A 23,929-nucleotide genomic window follows, 5' to 3' on the forward strand; every position below is an offset into this window, starting at 1 on the left:
TTTCCTACAGAATCGGTTATCTCACCGATCAAAGTTGGCGAAGGTCAGGGAGTTGCCCGAGCAGCGGCGGCTTGCTGGGCACGGCGCATGACCGCAACTGCGATCAGGCCGAGCAGCGCGCCGCTCAGGGCGATGATCACCAGGGCAATACCCAGCAAACTCTCGTAGTTGGCTTCTGGCTGGAAGAGGCGCATGAGTGCGGCATAGGGGAAATGCAAGGTCAGCGGCAGCAGCCAGCCTGCCAGGGCCGCCCACAGATATAGCCAGCCGGAGTGCAGACGCTGGCCCAGGCGGTACACCACGGCGACCAGAAGCGGCGTGGTGATGAGCACTTGCAGCGTTTGAATACCGAGAAAGGCCAAGCTGCCCGCCCAAGGCCGTGCCAGGTCCACGCCTAGCGGGGCCAGCAAATACATGGCGCCGAGGAACATGACCATCAGCAAGCCGATCCCGAGGGGCATGAGCCACTGCAGCAGGAATGAAAAGAACAGCGTCCACCAGAACGAAGAGCGCATACTGCAACCTCCCGCTTTTTATGAGAACTGGATGGTGAACATTATATAATGGGGCAAGGAGCCGCGATGAGCGCTGAGAAACAACCTTTCCTGCAATCCCGTTACGCTTTAGCGGGGGCCGTGGCTGGCGCTGCGGGGTTTGGAACTTTTCTGATCATCCACCACTTTTTGATCATGCCGATTTGGTTCATTGCCGGGTTCGGGATCGTGGTGGCGATCCCCACCGGCCTGCTGGTGGGCTGGGCCTTTGAGGCCATGCAGGCCCGCCTGCCCCGCAACCCGTATCTGGCGATCATGATCTTCTCGACCCTGCTGACTCTGGTACTGGCGGCCTCTTTTGTGGTGAGCAGTTGGCAGCGGCCGCTGACCGACTTGCTTTTCGGTGGCAACCGGGTTTTGCCCGGGTTTGAGGCCGAGCTGGCTTCACGCTTTGCCATAGATCTGTTCCTGGTCTCCGCGCTGAGCGGTGCGGCGCTGGGCTGGTTGCTGGGCCGCAGCAAGCAAGCCGTCGGGCGCATGACGGTTGCCGCCCTGGCTTTTGCCGCCGGCCCGGGACACAACGTGCCGGTCTTCCCCAACACCAGTGGCGCAGCTACCATGTGGATTCTGACCCTTGGGACTATTTTGGCAGCGGCGTTAAGCTTTGGCACAGTGCTATGGTTGGCGAATCGCAAAAAATCCTAGCCGCCACCGACGACTTGCTGTTTTCACCATACTTGAGGGAGTTTATACTAGTACCTAGAGGTGCTGTGATGATCATACGAGTTTCTGTTACCCTCCTGCTTGCTTTGGCCCTGGCCGCCTGCGGCGCCAGCCAAACCGGTCCGGATATTGAGATTATCGCCACGGACGTGGCGGGCACGCTGCAAGCAGCCTCCACCAATACGGCCGCGGCAGCCAGCCCAACCAGCGAACCGGAACCGAGCGCCACCACGGCGCCCCCCACCCCGATCCCCAGCAACACGCCGGAAAGCAACCGCATCAATTTCTCCACAGGAGCCACGCAGGGCACGGTGACCGGGCAGGTGCAAGCCAACCAGACCCGCAGCTATATGGCCGGCGCGGCCCAAAACCAGATCATGATTGCGCAGCTATTCACCCCGGCCGGCAACGCGGTGCTGGAGGTCGTGGGGGCGGATGGCACAGTGCAGCTGCCAGCGTCGCGCGGCTGGAATTCGTTCCGCAGCCTGCTGCCCAAGACACAGGACTACGAGTTCCGTGTAGTGGGCGGGAACAGCACCCAAGACTTCACCCTGAGTGTGACCTTTGCCGTGCCAGTACGCTTTGCCTCGGGCGCAAGCAGCGCAACCTATGATGGCCGCACGGCGGATGGCAACCCTGTGACTTATACGGTGTACGCCCAGGCCAATCAGGATCTGTATGTGACTCTGAACACCAATTCCAGCGATGCGGCGCTGACGGTCTGGGGCTTTGATACGGGCACGCCCTATGTGCGGGCGCAAAACGGCGTGACGAATTACAGCCTGGACCTGCCGCAAACACAGTTTTACATCATCGAAGTGGTGCCGCAAGCTGGACGTGTGGTCGATTACCAGATCAAAATTGAAGTGAAGTAGCCATTCAGTAAGCGATGCTACAAGGGCGCATAGCCGTGCGCCCCAACGGAAAACTCCAAAAGAAGGGTTGTACAAAAAAAAGAGGCGGCCAATTGGCCGCCTCTTTCTTTGAGGTTCTACCGCTACGGGCTAACGTTGGCGATGACAGTCCACTTGGCAGAGTTTATGCCATCCAACTGAACAGTGATGACCGCTGGATTGCTGCTGCTCACCTGGTGCGACCAGTTGTTGTTACAGATCACATTGTCCGTCGCGCCGGGCGCAGTCAGCTTGACCTTCTCCGGCTGGCTCGTATCGCATTGGAAGGCGATATCCACTTCAACTGAATTAGAGCCGCTCAGCCCCTGCACCTGAATGGTGATGCGATGAACGTTATTGCCGGAGACGGTATCGCTGATCGACTTATTGTCCGTATCATTGGCATCCAAGATGAGCACATAGTTGCTCACCGGACCGCCACTGCCTCCCCCACCGCCCCCGCTGCTACTGCTGGTGGCGGTGGCCTGCGGCGGCGGAGCCGCTGGCGCGACCACAGGCAAATCACTCGGGATCTCTCCCTCAATAAAATCGGCAGAGATCCAGCCTGAAGTATTGCGGAAGCTGACCTGGTACCAGGTCCCTGCTTGATTGACGCCTGTCAACTGCAACGTTTCGCCCCCGGAAACCACTGTGATAACGGGATAAGCTGTGGAATCCCCGGTGCGCAGATTGACATCACGCGAGGTGGTGATGGGCACTGGGGTGGCTTCAGCTTCTGTCGGCGCCTGGGTGGGTTCCGGCGTGGCTTGTGCCCCAGCAGCAGCCGTTTCCAGCGAGCTGATCTGCTGGGTCTGGGCGATGCCGGTGGCGATGGCCGCGTCGGTATTGCCGCCACAGGCGGCAAGGAGCAGTACTGCGACTACTGCGAAAACGAGTAAAGCCGTCTTGTTACGCATGGCGAATCCTCCTGGGATCGATTATGCCTAGCCAAGTTTGTAGCTGAATTTGGCTACAAGCAGAACGATGAGAAGCATGGGTTGGTTACTGCCTAATACGAAGAGAACTTGCTAAAAAAAGAGCCCCAATTGGGGCTCTTTTCACTCAGCATTCACTGTAGCTACAGCTATAGCATTTCTTGCAGCCCTCGGTGTTCACCAGCGTACTGTGGCCGCATTCCGGGCACAATTCGCCCACGGCGGCAAAGGCGCCGGGCGCAGCCGTGCTGCGCCCGCCGGCCTGCTTGGCAGCGGATGGCGCCGGGGCGGCTGCGGGGGCCGCATCGGCGGCTTCTTCGCTGTCGGCCAAGTACTGATCTAACGCCTGGCTGACCCCGTCGGGCAGGGAGCGCACTTTGCGGGGGCCGAGGCCCAGCTGGCGGTCGCCGCCCAGGCCGGAGAGCTGGTTACGAATCTCGATCAGACGTTGGCGGGGCGAGATGGGCGAAGCCAGGCGCAGGATATAAGAGATCAGGCGGCCGATGGCCTCGGAGACGGCTGCGGTTTCGGAGCCAGCCTTGGCACTGGTGATGAAGGCTTCGAAAGGCTGCTCGTCGCCGTTCTTGTTGACGGTAACGAACACGGTGCCCAGCGGGGTCTCGGTCTTATAGGTGGAGCCGTGCAGCACGCCAGAGCGCGGCTTGCGGCTTTCATTCCATAGAGGTTCGGCTGCGGCGGCCGCGGGTTCCTTGGACTTGGCAGTGGCATACGTTTCCAGCACGACCTTGTCGCGTGAGCCGGTCACGTAGACGGTAATGCCCTTGGCGCCCAGTTCCCAGGCCAGCATGTAGGCGGTGGCTACATCGTCTTCTGTCGCGCCGGCGGGGAAATTGACCGTCTTGGAGAGGCTATTGTCTACGAAGGCCTGCAACGCGCCCTGCATACGCACGTGCGCCTCAGCAGTGATGTCGGCGGAGACGACGAAGGTATCTCGCAGCGCGGCGGGCAATTCCTTCACATTATGGCAGCTACCCTCGGCGACGACCTGCTCGATGATCTTCTTGCGCGTCTTGGCATCCAGGCCGCTCTTGTTCAGCGCCGCTTCGAACATTGGGCTGGTGTAAGTCAAGGTCAGGTCCTTGCCGTTGTCGTTGACATGGCGCAGGTACGCCAAGGCGAAGACCGGCTCGCAGCCGTAGCCTTCGCAGCCGGAGACGGTGGCGATGGTGCCGGTGGGGGCGATGGTGGTTTGCGCCGCATTGCGGATGCCGTGCTGCTGGATGCCGCTGACGATCTCATCCCAATTCAGCGTCGGGCGGCCGTAGTCGTGCTGGTAGCTGCGCAGCGGCACCGGCGGCTGCCAGGTCATCTTCTTGCCGTCATATATGCTGCCCTCAATGGCCGTGAAAGGGCCGCGCTGGCGGGCCAGCTCAATGCTGGTCTGCATGCTGTGATAACGCACGAACTCCATCACCTGAGCGCTGAACTCCTGCGCCTCCTCAGAGCCATAGCCGATACCCACATGGTAGAGCAGGTCGGCCAGGGCCATGATGCCCAGACCGATGCGGCGGGCATTCAGGGCCGCTTCACGCAGCTGCGGCACGGCGGGCACGTAGGCGTTCTCTTCCACCACATCGTCCAGGAAGCGCGTGGAGAGCACTACGGTCTGGCGCAGCTTCTCCCAGTCCACGGTTCCCTCCGGGCCAAAATGCTGGGCCAGGTTGATCGAGCCCAGGCAGCAATTCTCGTAAGGCCCGAGCCATTGCTCCCCGCAGGGGTTGGTGGCTTCCAGCGGGTAGAGGTGCGGCACGGGATTGCTGCGATTGGCCGCATCCAGAAACAGGCAGCCCGGCTCGCCGTTGTGGTGCGCCTGGCGCACGATCTTGTCGAACAGCTCGCGGGCCTTGACCGTCTTGTAGACCTTGATCGGCAGTCCAGCCGCCTCGGCTTGCTCCAACGTGCCGTCGAAGCCCTTGGTGGCCGGGTCGGACACATCGATGAAGCGCAGGTCCCAGTCGGCGTCGTCGCGCACGGCACGCATGAAGGCATCAGTGATGCCCACGGAAATGTTGAAGTTGGTGATCGAGTTCTCGTCGGTTTTGCAGGTGATGAACTCTTCTACATCCGGGTGGTCGCAGCGCAACACGGCCATGTTGGCCCCGCGGCGCGTGCCGCCCTGGGCGATCTCGCCGAAGGCCTGGTCGTAGACGCGCAAGAAACCGACCGGGCCGGTAGCGCGCCCGGCCGAGGTTTTGACGTGCGCATCCTTGGGGCGCAGACGAGAGAAGGAGAAGCCGTTGCCGCCGCCAGTCTGCTGGATCAGGGCTGCGTCGCGCAGCGTCTGGAAGATGCCAGACTGCTGGCGGCCCATATCGTCACTGATCGGCAGCACAAAGCAGGCGGCCAGCTGGCCGATGGGCGTGCCGGCGCCAGTGAAGGTCGGCGAATTGGGCGTGAAGCGCTGTGAGCCCAACAGGTCGTAAAATTCCGCGCCCACCTTGAGGGGATCGCTGCCCCACTGCGCCTCGACCTTACCGACATGGTAAGCCACCCGCCAATAGGTCTCCTCGACCTTTTCCACCGGCTTGCCGTCCTGGCCGCGGCGCATGTAGCGCCGCTTAAAGACCTCTAGGGCGTTGTCGCTCAGTTTGATCCGCTTGAGCGACTTGGGCAGCTGCGGGGTCGGCAGCAGGCCGTCGGTGTCTGAGCTCTTGGTCGGTTTGGCTTCCTTCAACATGGTCGTTCTCCTGTTGTAGTCATACGTAGAGACAAAAACACCCGCCTCTGCAGCCAGCAGAGTGGGTGCAGGTTCAGCTTAACTGGCTTCGATGAGTTGGTCGACTTCCTTCCGGATAGTGTGCAGATCGTTCAGCCCCAGGTACACCAGGGCGAAGCGAATGTAAGCAATCTCGTTGAGTTCTTTCAGCCCGGCGATGACCATATCTCCCACCACGCGGGACGGCACTTCCGGCTTCTCCATTTGCATCAAGGCTGTTTCAATGTTGCCCACCAAATAGTCAATGTCCGCCGCCGAGACCGGCAGCTTGACGCAGGCCAACTGCACGCTGTGGGTCAGCTTGTCGCGATTGAACTCTTCACGCCCCCCATCCTTCTTGATCAGCATCGGTGCAGCCAGGACCGGGCGCTCGTAGGTGCTGTAACGCTTGCCGCAGTTCTTGCACTCCCGGCGGCGGCGAATGCCACCGCGCGCGTCATGAGTGGTGTCGATCACCTTGCTGCCTTCTTGGTCCGGATCTTTACAATGCGGGCACTGCATTTGACGAATTGACCTCTTCTTCATCCCCTACATATGGGGGAACTCTCCAAAAACTCCCGATATTTGGGCGGAAAGTTCGCCATTCTAGCATGCCGCCACCAAGGGATACAAGCGTTTTATGTCCCAACTTTGGCCGCCTGACAAAACTTTTAGGTTCACGTCAGGTTAACGTATGAAAACAACAAAAAAGCACCGTGTCGACTATGCCGACACGGTGCTTTATTTCGCAGCGCGCCCGGGGAGGAAGGGTCCGGGCGGCCGCGGCTACTTGCCTGCTCGTTTGCGCAAGAAGGTGGGGATATCCAAATCTTGCGGGTTGAAAGAAGCCGGTTCGAACTGGTCCTGGTCCACCGGCAGATTCTCCCGCTGGGCGGGCTCACCGTGGGGTTGAGAGGCGTTCTCGCGCGGCGGCTGGGTACGCAGCATGCGGCGCGGCATGCCTTTGCGGTCAAAGCCAGTGGCGATGACAGTGATGCGCAGCTTGTCTTCGGGCATATCCGGATCAATCACCGCACCGAAGATCAGGTTGACATCCGGATGGGCGGTTTCCTTGATGATCGCCGCGGCGTTATTGACCTCGAACAGCGACAGGTTGGGGCCACCGGTGACATTGAAGAGGATGCCACGCGCGCCATCAATCGTGATGTCCAGCAGATTGCTGGTAATGGCCGCTTCGGCAGCTTCCTGGGCGCGGTTCTCGCCGCTGCCTTCGCCCACCGCCATCAGGGCGGCGCCGCCCTCAGACATAATCGTGCGCACATCGGCAAAGTCCAGGTTGATCAGGCCGGGGACCGTGATCAGCTCGGAAATGCCCTGAATACCCTGGCGCAGCACATCATCAGCTACCTTGAAGGCGTCCGTCAAGCTGGAGCGCTTCTCGACCACATGCAAGAGGCGGTCGTTGGGGATCACGATCAGCGTGTCGACGTGGTCTTTGAGATTGGAAATGCCGACTTCGGCATTCTGGCCGCGGCGGGCGCCTTCAAAGCTGAAGGGTCGCGTGACCACGCCGATGGTCAGCGCCTTGGCCTCACGGGCCAGCTTGGCCACCACCGGGGCGGCGCCAGTTCCGGTGCCGCCGCCGATGCCGGCGGTGACGAAGACCATGTCGGCGCCGTTCAGTACCTGCATCAGCTCGTCAGCGGATTCCTCAGCGGCCTTGCGGCCGGTTTCCGGGTCGCCGCCCGAGCCCATGCCGCGGGTCAGCTTGTCCCCAATGCGCACCTTGGTATCAGCATTGGAGAGCAGCAGCGCCTGGCCGTCCGTGTTCACAGCCACGAATTCAATGCCAGGCATGCCTTGTTCGATCATGCGGTTGATGGCATTGCAGCCACCCCCGCCAACGCCCACAACTTTAATGCGGGCAAACGATTCCACGTGATTCTGAGACTTCATTCCTTCCTCCGTACTCACAAACCTTGAGTGTAGGCGGTTTCTTTAAGGTTGCGCTTGCTTAAACCTTAAAAAATTCGCTTCCACTAGGGCAAGAATCGTCGGGCGACGTTCTTGATCTTTTCCCAATCCAGCCCGACTGGCGAATGTCCATTGTCGGACTCTTGCCGCGGGGTAACTTCATTCATCAGCACCGCCCAGCGCAGCAGGCCGACGCTGGTGGCAAAGGCCGGCGACTGCAGCTTGTCGACCATGCCGGTCAGCTTGTCCGGCTTGCCCAGGCGCACCGGCATGTTGAGCACGCGCTCCGCCAACTGGGGCATACCGCGCAGCGCGCCGGAACCGCCGGTCAGCACCAAGCCGGCCGGCAGCAGGCTCTCGTCGAAAGTCGAGCGTTTGATGCCCTGCTGTACCAGCGAGAAGATTTCCTCCACCCGGGCCTCGATGATCTCGGCCATCTGGTGGCGGTTGATCTCGATCTGCTCTTCGCTGCCAAAGGATTTGACCGCAAAGGTGTCACCGGGGTCGATCTCGTCCGGCAGGCAATGGCCGTAGCGGATCTTGATGTCTTCGGCCTGCGAGAAGGGGATGCGCAGGCCATGTGCAATGTCAGAGGTGATGTGGTTGCCACCAACCGAGATGACCATGGTGTGCCAAACTTCGCCCTCTACCAGGATGGCTACGTCTGTCGTGCCGCCGCCGATGTCACAGATGACCACGCCCATCTCGCGTTCCGTGGGGGTCAACACCGCCTCGGCAGAGGCCAGCGGGTTGAGCACGAACTGGCTGACGCCCACGCCGGACTGCGCCACACACTGGCGCAGGTTATCCACCGTGGAGGCGGCGGCGCTGATGATATGCGTTTCGACTTCCAGGCGATAGCCATGCATGCCGACCGGGATGGCGATGCCCTCCTGCCCGTCCACATTGAAGTTGCGCTGGATGACATGGATGACCTCACGGTTGTGCGGCACGGGCACGGCCCGAGCGACTTCAATGGCGCGCGCTACGTCGGCATGCGTGATCACCCGGCCGGCGATGCCGACCGCGCCGCGGTTGTTCTGCGAGCTGATGTGCGAGCCCGCCAGGCTGACCAAGGCTGAGGTGATTTCCAAGCCGGAACTGCGTTCCGCCTTGTCGATCGAGTGGCCGATGGCGCGAGTGGCGGCGTTGATGTCCACCACCGTGCCTTTGCGCACACCCTGGGACGGCTCAATGCCCACGCCCAGCACGCGCACACGCCCGTCATTTTCCACGCGGGCGACGATGGTACAGATTTTGGTGGTGCCGATGTCTACACCGACGACGATAGGTGCGGCCATGATTAATAGTCCATTCGATAGTATGGCGCATGCAGTTCGGCCACGCTGATTAGGGTCGGGGCCAATCTGCGGCTGGCCAATTCTGCCAAAATTGAGCGATAGACGGCCATGCGCTGAACGATGTCGGCGCCGTCCTGCCCAAAGAAAGCCTGCCAGCCACCCGGGTCGGTCCAGCCAAACCCATGCGTGGCATCGTAAATCAGCGGGGCGCCTTGCGGTGCGATCTGGCTGAGGATCTTGATGGCAGAGACCATCTCGAAGCGCAGCAACTGGTGGCGACCGTATTGGTCGGTCTTCATCAGCGGCGGCGCGCTGATGGCGCTGACCTGCACCAGACCTTCACCGCCCTGCTGCGGAGTAAAGGCTACACCGGCCGCATCCACCCACACGGTCAGGCCAGCTTGCTGCCAGGAGAGCACTGGTTCGCGTTCGACTACACGCACGGTCAGCCTGGAGGGGAAGCCGACAGTAACAGACACGCGCTCCAGCTCAGGGAACTGGGTCTGCAGCACCTGCAGCAACTCATCCGGTTGGATGCTGAAGATGGAAGCGCCAGCCACGCGCAGCGCAGTGTTCACCGCGGCGGCATCCAAGCGCTGGGCGCCTTGCAAACGGATCTCCGAGACGGTGAAAGCCGAACTGAAGCCCATCAGGTAGAGCAGAGCCAAGCAGCCGAGGACCAGCGCAGCCGAAATGACCCGGGCGCCGACCCGCACGGCGGGTAGCACCGGCAGGCGCAGCTCTGCGCCCAGTTCACCCAGCTTCAAGTAACGCGGCCGGCGGGAGCGCACGGAGCTGGCCGCCTGGCGGCGATCCAATTCGGGGTTGCGCGCCACCATTTGCGGACCGCTGGCCACCGAATGGGCGCTGACGCCAAAGGCGTTGCGCTCCACCAGCGGGCGGCCTTCGCGGCGCTGCAAACGGCGCGAGCGTACCTGTTGGGCGCGGGTCATAGAGCCTTCCGCCATGACTAGCCTCCCCTCGTGTAATCAAAACGCTGCGCGCCGCGCTGGGCGTGCCGCTCCAGGGCCAGCTCAATAAGCCGGTCCACCAATTCGCCGCCGGGGATGCCGCTGGCCGCCCACAGTTGCGGATACATGCTGATTTGAGTGAAACCCGGCAAGGTGTTTAATTCGTTCAAGTACACTTCGCCACTCTCCTGATCCAGAAAAAAGTCCACCCGCGCCAACCCGGCCAGGTCCACAGCTTTATAAGCCTGGATCGCCAGGGCGCGAATACGCTCGGCGGTCTCGGCGGGGATATCTGCCGGGATGGCGCTGCGCGAACGCTCGTCATGGTATTTGGCCTCGTAGCTGTAAAACTCGGCCTCGGGGATGATCTCCCCGCACTGCGAGGCCTGCGGCTGATCGTTGCCCAGCACAGCCACCTCGATCTCACGCACCTTGTGGCCCTTCTGCACCACCATACGCCGGTCGTATTGAGCGGCATAGAGCAATGCCTCGACCAGATCGGAACGGCTATGAGCTTTGCTCACGCCTACGGAGGACCCCAGGTTGGCCGGTTTGATAAACAAGGGGTACTCGCCGGCGCTCTCGGCTACACGCACTGCCGTCTCAATATCGTTCTCCACTTCAGAACGCAGGATAAGAACTGTATTGACCACCGGAATGTTATTGGCGCGCATCACATCGGCGAACAGAGCCTTATCCATGCCGGCCGCGGAACCCAAAACACCGGCGCCCACGTAGGCCACGCCGGCCATTTCGAGCAGGCCCTGCAGGGTGCCATCCTCGCCAAAAGTGCCGTGCAAAACGGGGAAGACCACATCCAGTTCGCCCAGCGTTTGCAAGCGCTCGTCGGTCTCAATGCGCTTGAGGCCGCGGCGCGTCGGATCGGGCAGCAAGGTGGCCGGCTGCAGGCCGGCGCTGTCCTCGGCTTGCAGCGCGGTCAAAACGTCCGCGCCGGTCCACCAGTCGCCCTGCTTGCTGATGCCCACTTGGATGACCTGGTACTTGGCGGGGTCGAGCATAGACAGCACGAATTTGGCCGACATTAGCGACACTGCGTGCTCGCCAGACCGTCCGCCAAAAACCACCGCCACGTTCAACTTGCTAGCCGTCATTCCCAATCACCGATCAACTCCACTTCCAGTTGCAATTCCACGCCGGACTGGTCTTTGACCGCCTGGCGGGCTTGCTGAATAAGTGCATACACATCCTCGGCGCGCCCCCCGCCGCGGTTGAGGAAAAAGTTGGCATGCAGCGGGCTGATCTGCGCCTGACCCTGCTGCAAACCCTTGAGGCCAGCCGCTTCGATCAGGCGACCGGCGCTATCGCCCGGCGGGTTCTTAAACATGGAACCCATGCTGGCCCCGGGCGGTTGTGTCAGGCGGCGGTAGGCATTGAAGCTCTCCATCGCACTGCGGATCTCCGCTTCGGGCACCGGATTCAACCGCAACCGGGCGGCCAAGACCACCGCCTGCCCGGGATGGGCCTTGAACCAACTGGTGCGGTAGCCATAAGCCATCTGCTCAGCCGTCCACGTTTGCCTGCCCTGTGTACAGTGCAAGATGTCTGCCAACTCCAGCACCGCAGCCGTGTCGCCGCCGTGGGCGCCGGCGTTGCCGGCCACGGCCCCGCCCAGGCTGCCGGGGATGCCGGCGGCCCATTCCAGACCGCCCAGGCCCTTGGCGGCCGCCTGGCGGGCGATCACGCCCAGCCCGGCCCCCGATTCGGCCCAGACCCCTTGGTCATCGAAGACGACTTGGTTGGCCTGGTTCAGCAGCACCACCTGGCGCACACCTGCATCGCTGACCAGCACGTTGGAGCCGCCGCCCAGAACAATGAAAGGCAGCTCCAGGTCCCAAAGCGCCTGCGCGCTGGCAGCCAGCTCATCGGCGCTGCTGGCCAGCACGAGCGCATCGGCCGCCCCGCCCAGGCGCGCTGAGGTATAGCGCGCCAGCGGGTGCTGCTCGCGCAGACGCTCGCCAAAGGCGGCTCTCAGGGCATCCAGGGGCAAGGTAACGGCCATAGGCTGCATCAGATCTTCTTGACGCGCTGCACGATGCGCTGCAAGACCTCACGGGTGGCTTCATCTTTGCTCAGGTGGCTGCCCGGCTTGCGCGCTTTGGCCGCAGCCTGGGATTGTTTGGCCTCTACGACTTCAGGGTAGGCCACCACAAAGGGCGTCAGGACAAAAGTCTTCTGGCGTTGCTCAAGCATGCTTGCTCTCCTTTTCTTGCAATTGGCGGAAGATGCGTTCACTGAGAAGAATGGCGTCTCCGGCGGACATGATCAGCAGCACATCACCGGGCTGCAAACTAGACTCAAGGCGGGCCTGGGTCGCGTCCAAGTCTCCGGCCCATTCGACCGCCGGATGCTGAACCGCCCCCACGATGGCATCCAAATCAAAGCCCGGCGGGCTCTGCTCGCGGGCGGCGTATACGTCGGTGACCAGCACCTGGTCGGCATCGCCGAAGGTGACCGCGTACTGCTCACGCAGTGCGCCGGTGCGGCTGTAGGTGTGCGGCTGCCAAACCGCCACCAGCCGGCGGCCAGGGTAGCGCGCCTTGGCCGCCGCCAGGGTGCTGCGTATCTCGGCGGGATGGTGGGCGTAGTCATCCACCACCAGCACCCCACCCACTTCGCCACGCAGCTCAAAGCGCCGCGAAGTGCCGCGGAAGTCTGCCAGGGCCAGCGCCGCCTCGGCCGGGTCCAAACCCAGGGCATGTGCCGCGGCCAGGGCGCCCAAAGCATTCTGCGCATTGTGCAGCCCAGGCACCTGCAAGCTCACCGGGGCCAAAAGCTCACCGCGATACATAGCCTCAAAGCGATAGCCAAGCCCTTCCTGTGAGACCAGCTGCTGTGCGCTGTAATCCGCTTCGTGGCTATACGCATAATAGCGGGTTTCAAGGCCTCGGCTCTGAGCATAGTCTCCCAAGGCTCTCGCGCCGGGGTCGTCGGCACAAGCCAGCAGCATGCCGCCAGGCTGGATGCGCTCCACAAACTTCTGGAACGCCTGCATGAAACTATCCGGCGTAGGGAACATGTCCGGATGGTCGTGTTCTACGTTGGTGACCAGGGCCAACTGCGGCGCCAGCCCCAGGAACATATAGTCGTACTCGTCAGCTTCGACCACAAACCAGCGTCCCGCCCCGGCAGCCGCGTTGCTGCCCAGGTTGGCGGCCGGGCTGCCAATAATGTAGCCGGGCCGCTGGTTGAGCGCAGTGAAAACCCAGGCCAGCATGGCGGTGGTGGTCGTCTTGCCATGCGAGCCCGCTACGCCGATCACCTGTTGCTCAGCCAGCAGCTGGCCCAGGAAATCGGCCCGCTTGTAGACCGGCACGCCCTTGGCATGGGCGGCCTGCACCTCGACATTGTCATCGCCTACGGCGGAGGAGCGCACCACTTGCGCCGCCCCGTTCACATTTCCTGCCGCATGACCGATGTGCACAGTCGCCCCGGCGCGGCGTAAAGCCTGCGCCAGCGGGGAGTCCTCGCGGTCGGAGCCGGTCACAGCCTGGCCGCGTTCCAACAGGACGCGGGCGATGGCGGACAAGCCTGTGCCGCCAATGCCGATGAAGTGTGTGGCGCCATTCATATCACCACCACCATCACGAAGGTGAAGGCCACCGCCACCGCGAAATAAATGGCGGGCACACCCAGGATGGCCGGCGCCATGAAGACCATCAGGTTGACCAGTTCCGGCCCGGGAGCCACTACCCAATCAAAGGGGTAGCCCGACTGGTGCAGGTAGTACAGCAGCGAGCCGAACAGCACATAGCCATTCAACGCGCCGGCCAGGCCGCCCAGCAACGAGTCTTCAAAGCGCTGGCGCAGCACCACCTCAGACAATTGGCGCAGCTTGGGGCTTTGGTAGCCGAAGAAAGCAAAAATGATCACCACCGCGGCATGCACGTAAAAGACGCGGCCTGGGCCGCCCGCATCCATATAAGGTTTCATGAACGGCACATACTGCAAAAAGACGGTGATGACGAAGATCGCCAAGATCAGGCTGAAAGTGACCAGCACTTCTTTGGACCAGCCGCGGATAAAACCCACGAAGGTGAAGATGCCGATCAGGAGCCAGAACAGCGTTTCCAGAGAGATCATGCTTGCGACCCTCCCAACTGGCGCAGCTGCGCCGCGATGTGCTGGGCCGCCTGTGGGGCGGCCAGCTGGGCCATGGCGCGGGCCAGCTGCTGTAGCCGCGGCTTATCTTCGATCAGGCCGATCACAGTGCCAGCCAGTGAAGCGGCCATGTCTTCGTCGGCCAGGACCACGGCCGCGCCGCGCGCCTGCAAAAAGCCTGCGTTGACGTGTTGCAGGTGTTGCTTGAACGGGATCGGCACCAGCACGGCCGGCAAGCCGAAGTGCGGCAGCTCGCCCAGAGTGGATGCGCCCGCCCGGCACACGGCCAGGTCAGCGGCAGCGAAGGCCGCGCCCATGTCGTCATGCAAATAAGGGAAGGCGTGATAGCGGGCGGCCAGCTCGGCGGGCAGTTGGGCGCGGGCAGCTTCTACCTCGGTCCAGTTGCCCTGGCCGCTAATGTGCAAAACTTGCATGCGGGCCAGCAGTTGGGGCAAGGTGGCCAGCGCGGCGCGGTTGATCGACTGGGCGCCTTTGCTGCCACCGAAGACCAACAATACGGGCAGTGACTTCTCCAGGCCAAAATGCTGCAGGGCTGCCGGACGCGTCCAGCGCGTGACCTCCGGACGCAGCGGGTAGCCAGTCACCACCACCCGCTCGGGGCGGCGGAAGTAGGCCCGGGCTTCTTCAGCCACGACGGCGATCGCATCCGCAAAGCGGGCGATCAGGCGCAGAGTGAAGCCCGGCTGAATATCCGGCACGAAGGCCAGCGTGGGCGTGCGCCCGGCGGCCAGCGCCACCGGGGCGGCCACGAAACCGCCAGTAAAGAAGAGCACATCCGGACGGAACTCGGCCAGCAGGTGGCGGGCTGCCAGGTAGCCCCGGGCCAGCTGCCACAGGTTGCCGGGCAGCGCCAATAGGCCCACGCCATGCAACCCAGCGGCGGGCAGGCTGCGCAGTTGGTAGCCGGCACGCGTCACCAGGTCGTGCTCCATGCCGCCTTCACCGCCAACCCACAGCAGCTCCACGTCTTTACTGCCCAACTCTTGAAGCACGGCGAGAGCGGGATACACCCCACCCCCGCTCGCTCCGGCGGCCACGAGTAGTCGCATCCAGAGTCCTTTCTTCCTCTACACTTTGTTCACGCGAGGCGCGTGAAATACTCATCAAAATACCCAGGGCTGCCAGGTTGGTCACCAGGCTGGAACCGCCAAAGCTGATCATCGGCAGCGTGTTGCCGGCAAAAGGCACCAGGCCGACCAACACGGCCATATTGACGCTGGCTTCCAGGGCGATCCACAGAGCGATACCGCCGGCCAGCAACGAACCGAACATATCCGGGGAGCGCCGGGCGATCACCAGCCCGCGCCACAGAATGAGGGCATACAAACCCAGGGTCAGCAGCACACCAAACAGGCCCAGTTCCTCGCCGATCACGGCGAAAACGCTGTCGGTGGGCGGCACAGGCAGGCCGGTCAACTTGGCGGTGGATTGGCCCAGGCCGACGCCAAACCAGCCGCCCTTCACGAAGGCCTCGTACGAGCGCAAGATATGGTCGTTGGCCAGGGTCGGGTCGCCCAGGCCGGTCACGTAGTCGGTGATGCGCACCCGCGCCGTAGTGCTGAACTGCATCAACAGTGGGATCAGCGCCGCCGTGCCGCCCACGATCAGGCCAATTTGCAGCACGGAACCGCCTGCCAGGAAGAACATCAGGCCGCCCAGAAAGACGATGGTGGCAGCAGCGCTGATGTCCGGCTGCAAATAGATCAGGCCTGCCACCGTGCCCAACATGATGATCAAAGGCAGCAAACCGTAGGAGACCTTGCTGAGTTCGTTGCGCTTGGCATACAGCCAGACCGAGAGATAGATCAGGGTAACCAGCTTGGCCACTTCACCCGGCATATAGGAGCCGGCCGAGAAAGCACGCGCCGAGCCGTACAGCACCTGGCCATACACCAGCACGGCGACCAGCGCCATCAGCGTGCCGCCCATCAGCAGCACGGAGTATTTGCGCCAAAAATGATAGTGGATAAAGCAGCAGGCCGTGCCGACCACCAGGCCCACCACCAGGCTGCGCATCTGCTGAAAGAACATGCGCGTGGGATCGCCATAATTGACCAGCGAGAAATCCCAACTGGCGGAATAGACCATCAGCGCCCCGAAGAGCAGCAAGGCGAAAACACCCAGCAGCAGCGGCACATCGAAGTTGATCTCCAGCTGCGGCCAGCCGGATTTCTTGCGGCGACGCGAGCGGCGTTCGCTGCGCAGCGGAGCTTCGGTCTCAGGTTCGTTGAAATCTTCAAAAGTCTGTTCGCTCATAGCTCTTTCACCAATTGGCGAAACCGCTCGCCACGCGCTTCAAAGTCCACAAATTCGTCAAAGCTGGTGCCGCCCGGGGCCAGCAGCACCACGTCGCCCGGCTGGGCCGCTGCCGCGGCGGCGTGTACTGCGGCAGCCAGGTCGGCCGCCTGGATGCGGGGCAGCTGCGGCGCATGGGCCGCGAAAACGCTCTCCAGCATCGGGGCCGCTTCGCCAAACAGCACTACATGCCGGCTGCGTTGGGCCGCCAAGCGGGCCAAATCTGCCCAAGGCAGGCCCTTGTCCCGCCCGCCCAGCAGCAAAACGATCGGGCGGATGAAAGAGTGCAGGGCTGCTTCCGTACGCTGCGGCGCAGTGGCGATCGAGTCGTTGTACCAATCGGCATCATTCAGACTACGCACCCACTCCAAGCGATGCGGGGCGCCATGAAAGCCCTGCACGCCCGCCCGCAGCGCCTCTGCATCGGCTCCCGCCGCGGCGGCAATCGCGCAGGCCGCCAGCACGTTGGACAGGTTATGGTCGCCGATCAGCTGGACTTGATTGACTTGCAAGACCGCCGTCTCCCCTTGGGTGGTGCGCAACCATACCTGGCCGTCCCGCAGACAAGTGCCGTTCTGCCCAAAGGGCAGCTCGCCATGCCCAAAACTCCATAACTGGCCGCGCACCTGGCTTGCCAGCGCCCAGGTGGCTGCGTCTTCGCGATTCAGGACGGCACTGTCGCCCGGCATCTGAAAGTCCAGAATGCGCGCCTTGGCCGCGGTATAGGATTCCATCGTCCCGTGTCGGTCCAGGTGATTGGGCGCCAAGTTGAGGATGGCAGCCACACTGGGCGAGCGCGTCATCCACTCCAACTGGAAGCTGGAGAGTTCCATCACAGCCACATCTTCTGCCTGCATCTGATCCATGTCGGCCAGCAGCGGGTTGCCAATATTGCCGCCCACCCAGGCCCGGCGCACGCCGCGGCCCTGCATGGCGGCCAGCATGCGACCCACCAGCATGGTGGTGGTGGTCTTCCCGGCTGAGCCGGTGATGCCCACCACCCGACAGGGAGCCAGCTCCAGAAAGAGCTGCGAATCATTGCTGATCGGCAGGTCGCGCGCCCGGGCTTCGGCGACCAGTGGGTTGTCGCTCGGCACGCCGCCGGAAACAAACAAAACGTCTGCGCCGTCCAGCAGCTGTAACGGATGGTTACCCAAGTGCCATTCGACCGGCAGGTTGGCCAGACGCTGCTTAGCCTCGACCAGTTCGGCCTGCGGGCGGGCGTCGTTCAGCACCACTTGCGCGCCGCGGCCCGCCGCATAAACGGCAGTGGCCTGGCCCTGGCGGCCGGCACCTACAACCACGACACGAGCGGCTTTCCAGTCGATCACATCACACCATCGCCAGGGCCACGCCGATCATGGCAAACAACAGGCTGACCAGCCAAAAACGCTGCACGATCTGGGTTTCACTCCAGCCGGAAAGTTCGAAATGCAAGTGGATAGGCGACATCTTGAACAGACGCCGGCCGCCCGTCAAGCGGAAATAGCCCACCTGCAAGACCACGCTTAGGATCTCGCTGGTCGGGATAATGCAAATGATGGGGTACAGGATCCAGTGCCCGGTCATCAGCGCAACCACACCCAGGGTGGCGCCCAAAGCCATCGAACCCGTATCGCCCATGATCAGCTGGGCCGGGTGCACGTTGAACCACAAAAACCCGAACAAGGCGCCCACCAGGGTGAAACAGAACTGGCCCAGAAAGACCTGGCCTTGCAGTAAGGCAATCCCACCGAAGGTGGCAAAAGCCGTGGCGGCGATCAGGCCAGACAGGCCGTCCAACCCATCCGTAAAGTTGACCGCATTGGCCGAGCCAGCAATGATGATCATCGCCACGGGATAGAAGAGCCAACCCAGGTCGAATTCATTGCGAAAGCCCGGCAGGTACATGTCCGGCACATGCAGATAGTCGTGCAGCACAAAAGCCAGGATACCGGCCAGCAGCATTTGGATCAGGAACTTGGTGCGGGCACGCATGCCCTCACCGATCTCACGCTGGCGCAGTTTGCGCCAGTCGTCCAGGCCGCCCAGCGCGCCAAAAGCGATCATGGCGCCCAGCGGCACCAGGATGGAGCGACCGATGCCGCTGAGACCGATCAGAGGCACCGCGTTGAGCAGAATGGTGACCAAGAGCACCGGCAGAATGAACATCACCCCACCCATGGTGGGCGTGCCGACTTTCACTGTGTGGTGCCGCTGCGGGGCCTCCAGGCGGATGCTGTCGCCCACTTTGAGTGAACGCAAAGTGCGGATCAGCGGCCCACCCCAAATGACCGTCATAATGAAGCTGACCCCGGCAAGCACCAAGGCGGCGCCGCTACCACTCATTTTGTCTGCTCCGCTTCCCGCCGCTGTTCCAACTGCGGCACGATGGTTTCCATCTTCACAGCACGCGAACCTTTGACCAACACTACATCGCCCGGCGAAAGCAGCCGTTTCAAGTACTCCAGCGCCACTTCGCTGTTGTCGAATTCGTGGACGGCGGCGGCATCCAGACCATTGGCCCGCGCCGTTTCGGCGATCAGATGCGCCCGTGGTCCCACGGTGACCAGCGCGTCCGCGGCTTTGGCCGCCAGCATGCCGACCATCTGGTGGCCCTGGGCTTCGTACGGGCCCAGCTCCAGCATGTCGCCCAGCACGGCGATCTTGCGGCCGTCCAGCTCGCTCAGGAGGTTGAGGGCCGCCATGGTCGATTCGGGCGAGGCATTGTAAGTGTCGTCCAACAGCAGCGACCCGTTGCGCCCAGGCACGGTCACCAGGCGCAGCTGCGGGTTGCCGATCCGCAAGCCAGTCAGAATCTCGGCCCAGTCCATGCCTTCCACCAGGCCTACCGCAGCCGCCCGCAGGGCGGTGTGAACCGAATGGCGGCCGATCAAGGGAATACGCACATGCAGGGTTTCGCCCTGGTAGTGCAGCTGGAAGCGCACGCCGTCCAGGCCCAGGCCTTCAATATTGTCGGCCCACAAATCCGCTGCTGGATCTGTGCCGTAAAAGAATACCCGCGCGGGTGTCTCGGCGGCCATGCGCTTAACATTCTCATCATCTATGTTCAGGATAGCCACTCCGTGGCTGGGCAGCGCCCGCACCAGCTCCGCCTTGCCCTGATAAATGGCCTCTTGCGAACCGGCCCGCTCGGCATGCACCGTGCCGATGTTGGTGATCACGCCCACTTCCGGCACGGCGATGTCAGCCAGCAAGGCGATCTCACCGATCAGGTAGAAGCCCATCTCCAGCACAGCGCACTGGTGCTCTTCGGTCAATGAAAGCACGCTCAGCGGCAGACCGATCTCATTGTTGAAATTGCCGCTGGACTTATAGGTATTGAATCGCTGAGAGAGCACCTCAGCGGTGAGTTCTTTAGTGGTGGTCTTGCCCACACTGCCGGTAATGCCGATCACACGCAGCTGGGTCAACTTGCGGCGCCAGAAAGCCGCCGCTTTTTGCAGGGCGGCCAGGCTGTCCTCCACGCGGATGCACAGCGGCGTGGACCAGACGAAGTCGACGGCTGGCGGCCCCTGGCGCAGGTCCAGCACCGGCCAGTCGCCCGGCAGCTCACGATCCACCAGGGCCACCGTGGCTCCATTGGCAAAGGCAGCTTGCACATAGTCGTGGCCATCCACATGCTCGCCCCTGAAGGCCACAAACAGCATACCGCCCTGCGCCGCACGCGAGTCGTGCGTGGCGCCGGTCACCGGCTGCCCGGCGCCCGGCGGGCGCCGGCCGCTCAGAGCCTCAACCAGGTCGGCAATCGTCAGCATTAGTCGCCCTGCCCTTGCGCCAAGCGCTGGTTGTCGGGAGGAATATTCATCAGCACCACCAGGCGTTCGACAATATCGGCGAAGGCCGGGGCCGCCACTTCGGATGCCCAGATGGAGCTTTCAGGGCGTTCGATCCAGACAAAGACGATGAAGCGTGGGTCATCCACAGGACCCCAACCAATGAAAGAGGTGTTGGTCTGGTTGGGGTCATAAGTGCCGTTGGGCGTGGGGATCTGCGCTGTGCCGGTCTTGCCCGCCAGGCGGTAACCCGGCACCATGGCCAGCGAGGATTCGTATTCCAAAGAGTCCGCCAACATGCTGGTCATAGTGCGCGCCGTCTCGGCGGAGATGGGTGCGCCGGCATATTGCGGAGACAGGCTGTACTGCGAGCCGTCCTGCACCACGGCTTTGACAATGTGCGGAATGGCCATCTTGCCGTCATTGACAAAGGCCGACACAGACATCACCATCTGCAGCGGTGTCACCGCCAACCCCTGGCCAAAGGAGTTGGTCACCAGGTCGGAGGGATACCATCCTGCAATGGCCGGGGTGCGCAGTGAGCCCAGTTGTTCGTTGGCCATATCCACCCCCGTGGGGCGGCCAAAACCAAAAGCTTCCACGTATTCGTAAAACTTGTCCGCGCCCACCTTGTTCACAGCCAGGTCGGCCAGGCACACATTCAGTGAGTGCTGCATGCAACCCAGGATGGTCTGGTCGCCCCAGGCCGCCCCGTTCCAGTTCCGCACCGTGATACCGCCATGACTGAACACGCCCTTGTCTGGGTAGACCTGTTCCGGGTGCGAAACTCCCATGTCAAAGGCGGCCGCGACGGTGATGACCTTGAAAATTGAGCCGGGTTCATATACCTGCCCCACGGCACGGTTGTAGGGGCGGTCACCATCATACAGTTCGGTGTATGTCTGGTAGTTGTTCAGATCCAGGCGCGGGGTAGAAGTCATCGCCAGGATCTCGCCATTGCGCGGGTCCATCACGATCGCAGTGGCCGATTCAGCGCCGCTGAGCAGAATATGCTCATCGAGCACATCTTCCACCATGGTCTGAATTTCACGGTCCAGGGTCAGCACCAGGCTGGCCCCGCCGGGAATGTTGGGCAAAACTTCCGCCTGGTTGGGGTCGGTCGGCACCCAAATGCTTTCCGGCACTCCGGCCAGCAGATCCTGGTATTGTTGCTCCACGCCAAAGTTGCCGTAATTGTCCTGGTTGACAAAACCTAGTACATTCGAGGCCAGGTCGAATTCGGGGTAGCTGCGCGCCAAATGCTGGCGGCATTCCAAAGCGATCAGGGCGGGGTCATTGGAGCAAGCCCGGCCTTCGGAGGGTTCTCGCTCGGCATTGTAATTGCGCAGCAGGTTGACCTTCTCCGGCAGGATATAGTCGGCCAGCACTACATAGACCAGACCATTCTCCTGTCCGTAGACGATCAACTCCAGCACGCGGTTGTAATCGGCGCCGACCAGGGAGCCAAGCGCCAGGGCTATGGCCTTGGGCGCTTCGCCGCGGAGCGACGCAAGATTAACTCCAATTTCATATACCGTGCGATTTCCAGCCAATAAATTACCATTGCGGTCATAGATCTCTCCCCGAGGTGGGTAGATGGTGGTGTACAGGCGACTGTAGAACTTGCTCTGGTCGATGAAAGCTTCTGCCTGGGCGCCTGTCTGCAGAGCGAAGGCGCGCCAGAAGATCAATACGCCCACCAGGCCAAAAACCGCCGCGCTAAAGAAGTAGCGCCAGGAATGCTGCCGGGGCATGGCTAAAAGCCTCCCAGATCAGCGAACAACTCGCCCACCCAATCGAATAAGGATTGCGTATAGCTCTCTGGCATGCGAAACAGCGCGCCGAAGCGGCTGCCGGCGCCGGGGGCCAGCTGCGCGCCCTGTGGACGGCCGAGATATTCGGGCACATACAAATAGGTGATGGCGTGCGGCGAGAGCGGCTTAAAGCCCAGTTCGCTGGCGCGCTGCTGCATAACTTCCGTGGAGCTGATAAAGGCCAGTTGGGTCTTCAGGTCTTCAATGCGCTGCTCAGCGTCAGAGATCTCACGGCGAGAGTACAGCACCAAGCGGCCGGCCGTGGCGGCCCGAGCAGTAATGTTCAGGTACAGAGCGCTGACGAGCGAAATCGCCACCAGCGCCGCGGCAATATAGCCGATGACCTGCATTTGGCGACGCCAAGGCGCCTGATTGTATGCTTGTAAAATGTCTTTCGAGCGTCTAAACATTTTTTCGTACTCCTCACCACTCTCGGGTGCATGGCTCATGCCAGACCCTAGGCGAGTTTGCGACTATAGCTTTTCCGCCACCCTCAGGCGCGCGCTGCGCGCTCGGGGGTTGCTGGTCACTTCCGCATCGCTGGGGCGAATGGGCTTGCGGGAAATCTCTTTCAAGCTGGCCTGGTGACCACAGGTGCAGCTCGGTTGCCCCGGAGGGCAAATACAGTCTCGGCTTTCCTGGCGGATGAACTGCTTGACCAGACGATCCTCCAGCGAATGAAAGGAGATCACCGCCAGCCGCCCACCCGCCCGCAAAGCGGCCAGGGCCTGCGGCAGGCTGTGCTCAATGGCCTGCAGCTCGCCATTCACCACAATCCTCAGCGCTTGAAAGCTGCGCGTGGCCGGGTGAACCCCGCCCCGCTTGCCGCCCAGCACCGCCGCGATCAGCTCCGCCAGCTGTGTGGTGTTGTGCAACGGCCGGGCTTTCACGATCGCCCGGGCCAGCTTGCGGGCCTGGCGCTCCTCCGCATAATGGAAGAGCACGTCCGCCAGCTCGGCTTCATCCCAGTCATTGATGACGTCCGCCGCGGTCAACGCTGCCTGTGGGTTGAAGCGCATGTCCAGCGGGCCTTGCTGCTGGAAGGAAAAACCCCGCTCGGCATTGTCGAACTGCAGCGAGGAGCCGCCCAGATCCAGTAAGATGCCGTCCACCTCGTCCCAGCCCAATTCGCTGAGGCGCTCTGGCAGTTCCGTATAAGAGCTGTGCCGCAGGTGCGCCCGGCCGGCAAAAGTCGCCAGGCGTTCCGTGGCCCGTGTCAGGGCTTGCGCATCCACATCCAGTCCCAGCAATTGGCCGCTGGGGGCGCTGGCCGTCAGGATGCCGGCGGCGTGCCCGCCCAACCCCAGCGTGCCGTCTACGTACCGGCCGCCATCCCGGGGCTGCAGAGCAGCCAAGACTTCTTGGTAAAGTGCAGGTATATGGGTGAACTCAGCTTGTGGGTCACCCATTGCCAGAGGCGCTCATGTCGATCTCAGAGTAGCCTTCAGCCGCGTCCTTCATAATACGCGCCGCTTCTTCGTTCCACTCCGCTGGCGGCCAGATCTCAAAGTAATCTCCAGAGCCAACCAGCACCACATCGGCGTCCAGGCCGCGTTTGTTGCGCAAGAACTGTGGGACCATGATGCGCCCACTGCCGTCCGGCGCAATGCGTTCCGCTTGGGAAAACCACAAACGGGACAGCTGCCGCATGCGCAGGTCAGTAATGTTTTGCTCCTGCAGCACCTTACTGCGCGCTTCGAAGTATTCCTTCGGCATCACCACCACGTTCGAATCAAAACCCATGGTGATATAGCCGCCGTCTTCCAGAAGCTGGCGGAAACGCGCCGGAACCGTCAGACGGCCCTTGGCATCAATCGAGTGGTGGTATTCTCCTAGGAACATAAGTTCTATCCTGTGGTTAATGGCAGAGACGCCGGAAAAAATGACCGGCGTCCCACTTTGCGCCACTTCGTGCCACAATGAGACCATTTTACGG

The 23,929-nt window shown here is 62.2% G+C and carries 23 protein-coding genes; 2 read left to right on the forward strand and 21 right to left on the reverse strand.

Features of this window, described 5'->3' with window-relative positions; translation table 11 throughout:
• Window positions 1-44 precede the first annotated feature (44 nt).
• Complete coding sequence (locus tag KF885_10205) at window positions 45-515, reverse strand: hypothetical protein (protein MBX3049530.1); 471 nt, start codon at window positions 513-515, stop codon at window positions 45-47.
• A 66-nt stretch (window positions 516-581) separates the two neighbouring features.
• Between KF885_10205 and KF885_10210 the strand changes: the two genes are divergently transcribed.
• Window positions 582-1,199: a hypothetical protein gene (locus tag KF885_10210; GenBank protein ID MBX3049531.1), complete on the forward strand. Its 618-nt coding sequence runs from the start codon at window positions 582-584 to the stop codon at window positions 1,197-1,199.
• Window positions 1,200-1,267: 68 nt separating this feature from the next.
• Window positions 1,268-2,092: a hypothetical protein gene (locus KF885_10215; GenBank protein ID MBX3049532.1), complete on the forward strand. Its 825-nt coding sequence runs from the start codon at window positions 1,268-1,270 to the stop codon at window positions 2,090-2,092.
• A gap of 122 nt (window positions 2,093-2,214) precedes the next feature.
• Here KF885_10215 and KF885_10220 read toward each other — a convergent pair whose 3' ends face one another.
• The 20 genes from KF885_10220 to KF885_10315 form a co-directional block, all read right to left on the reverse strand.
• Entirely contained in the window at window positions 2,215-3,027 is an 813-nt protein-coding gene (locus KF885_10220; GenBank protein ID MBX3049533.1) for an SH3 domain-containing protein, read from the reverse strand.
• Between the two features lie 145 nt (window positions 3,028-3,172).
• Window positions 3,173-5,743: an adenosylcobalamin-dependent ribonucleoside-diphosphate reductase gene (locus KF885_10225; GenBank protein MBX3049534.1), complete on the reverse strand. Its 2,571-nt coding sequence runs from the start codon at window positions 5,741-5,743 to the stop codon at window positions 3,173-3,175.
• Window positions 5,744-5,821: 78 nt separating this feature from the next.
• Window positions 5,822-6,283, reverse strand: a complete 462-nt coding sequence (gene nrdR / locus KF885_10230) for a transcriptional regulator NrdR (GenBank protein MBX3049535.1) — start codon at window positions 6,281-6,283, stop codon at window positions 5,822-5,824.
• A 264-nt stretch (window positions 6,284-6,547) separates the two neighbouring features.
• A complete protein-coding gene (ftsZ, locus tag KF885_10235) occupies window positions 6,548-7,678 on the reverse strand; it encodes a cell division protein FtsZ (GenBank protein MBX3049536.1) in 1,131 nt (376 codons plus the stop codon).
• An 83-nt stretch (window positions 7,679-7,761) separates the two neighbouring features.
• Complete coding sequence (ftsA, locus tag KF885_10240; GenBank protein ID MBX3049537.1) at window positions 7,762-8,997, reverse strand: cell division protein FtsA; 1,236 nt, start codon at window positions 8,995-8,997, stop codon at window positions 7,762-7,764.
• Window positions 8,998-8,999: 2 nt separating this feature from the next.
• Entirely contained in the window at window positions 9,000-9,950 is a 951-nt protein-coding gene (locus tag KF885_10245) for an FtsQ-type POTRA domain-containing protein (GenBank protein ID MBX3049538.1), read from the reverse strand.
• Window positions 9,951-9,967: 17 nt separating this feature from the next.
• Window positions 9,968-11,080 carry a D-alanine--D-alanine ligase gene (locus KF885_10250; GenBank protein ID MBX3049539.1) on the reverse strand — a complete coding sequence of 371 codons (1,113 nt, stop codon included), beginning with the start codon at window positions 11,078-11,080 and terminating at the stop codon, window positions 9,968-9,970.
• Window positions 11,077-11,988: a UDP-N-acetylmuramate dehydrogenase gene (gene murB / locus KF885_10255; protein MBX3049540.1), complete on the reverse strand. Its 912-nt coding sequence runs from the start codon at window positions 11,986-11,988 to the stop codon at window positions 11,077-11,079. The genes KF885_10250 and murB overlap by 4 nt, the downstream gene beginning before the upstream one ends.
• An 8-nt stretch (window positions 11,989-11,996) precedes the next feature.
• Window positions 11,997-12,179: a hypothetical protein gene (locus KF885_10260; GenBank protein MBX3049541.1), complete on the reverse strand. Its 183-nt coding sequence runs from the start codon at window positions 12,177-12,179 to the stop codon at window positions 11,997-11,999.
• Complete coding sequence (gene murC / locus KF885_10265) at window positions 12,172-13,557, reverse strand: UDP-N-acetylmuramate--L-alanine ligase (protein MBX3049542.1); 1,386 nt, start codon at window positions 13,555-13,557, stop codon at window positions 12,172-12,174. The genes KF885_10260 and murC overlap by 8 nt, the downstream gene beginning before the upstream one ends.
• Window positions 13,554-14,069: a hypothetical protein gene (locus KF885_10270; protein MBX3049543.1), complete on the reverse strand. Its 516-nt coding sequence runs from the start codon at window positions 14,067-14,069 to the stop codon at window positions 13,554-13,556. Before KF885_10270 ends, murC begins: the two co-directional genes overlap by 4 nt.
• The gene (locus tag KF885_10275; protein MBX3049544.1) at window positions 14,066-15,157 is read right to left on the reverse strand and encodes a UDP-N-acetylglucosamine--N-acetylmuramyl-(pentapeptide) pyrophosphoryl-undecaprenol N-acetylglucosamine transferase; all 1,092 of its coding nucleotides are present in this window, start codon (window positions 15,155-15,157) and stop codon (window positions 14,066-14,068) included. The genes KF885_10270 and KF885_10275 overlap by 4 nt, the downstream gene beginning before the upstream one ends.
• A complete protein-coding gene (locus KF885_10280) occupies window positions 15,078-16,364 on the reverse strand; it encodes a cell division protein FtsW (GenBank protein MBX3049545.1) in 1,287 nt (428 codons plus the stop codon). Before KF885_10280 ends, KF885_10275 begins: the two co-directional genes overlap by 80 nt.
• Window positions 16,361-17,734, reverse strand: a complete 1,374-nt coding sequence (gene murD / locus KF885_10285; protein MBX3049546.1) for a UDP-N-acetylmuramoyl-L-alanine--D-glutamate ligase — start codon at window positions 17,732-17,734, stop codon at window positions 16,361-16,363. Before murD ends, KF885_10280 begins: the two co-directional genes overlap by 4 nt.
• 1 nt (window position 17,735) lies before the next feature.
• Window positions 17,736-18,731, reverse strand: a complete 996-nt coding sequence (gene mraY / locus KF885_10290) for a phospho-N-acetylmuramoyl-pentapeptide-transferase (GenBank protein ID MBX3049547.1) — start codon at window positions 18,729-18,731, stop codon at window positions 17,736-17,738.
• The gene (locus tag KF885_10295) at window positions 18,728-20,161 is read right to left on the reverse strand and encodes a UDP-N-acetylmuramoyl-tripeptide--D-alanyl-D-alanine ligase (protein ID MBX3049548.1); all 1,434 of its coding nucleotides are present in this window, start codon (window positions 20,159-20,161) and stop codon (window positions 18,728-18,730) included. Before KF885_10295 ends, mraY begins: the two co-directional genes overlap by 4 nt.
• Window positions 20,161-21,933 carry a penicillin-binding protein 2 gene (locus KF885_10300; GenBank protein MBX3049549.1) on the reverse strand — a complete coding sequence of 591 codons (1,773 nt, stop codon included), beginning with the start codon at window positions 21,931-21,933 and terminating at the stop codon, window positions 20,161-20,163. Before KF885_10300 ends, KF885_10295 begins: the two co-directional genes overlap by 1 nt.
• A gap of 2 nt (window positions 21,934-21,935) precedes the next feature.
• Window positions 21,936-22,403, reverse strand: a complete 468-nt coding sequence (locus KF885_10305; protein ID MBX3049550.1) for a hypothetical protein — start codon at window positions 22,401-22,403, stop codon at window positions 21,936-21,938.
• A 63-nt stretch (window positions 22,404-22,466) separates the two neighbouring features.
• Window positions 22,467-23,402, reverse strand: a complete 936-nt coding sequence (rsmH, locus tag KF885_10310; protein ID MBX3049551.1) for a 16S rRNA (cytosine(1402)-N(4))-methyltransferase RsmH — start codon at window positions 23,400-23,402, stop codon at window positions 22,467-22,469.
• Window positions 23,395-23,835 carry a division/cell wall cluster transcriptional repressor MraZ gene (locus tag KF885_10315; GenBank protein ID MBX3049552.1) on the reverse strand — a complete coding sequence of 147 codons (441 nt, stop codon included), beginning with the start codon at window positions 23,833-23,835 and terminating at the stop codon, window positions 23,395-23,397. Before KF885_10315 ends, rsmH begins: the two co-directional genes overlap by 8 nt.
• Window positions 23,836-23,929 lie beyond the last annotated feature (94 nt).

The sequence above is a fragment of the Anaerolineales bacterium genome (assembly GCA_019637805.1).
Taxonomy (GTDB): Bacteria; Chloroflexota; Anaerolineae; order Anaerolineales; family UBA11579; genus JAMCZK01.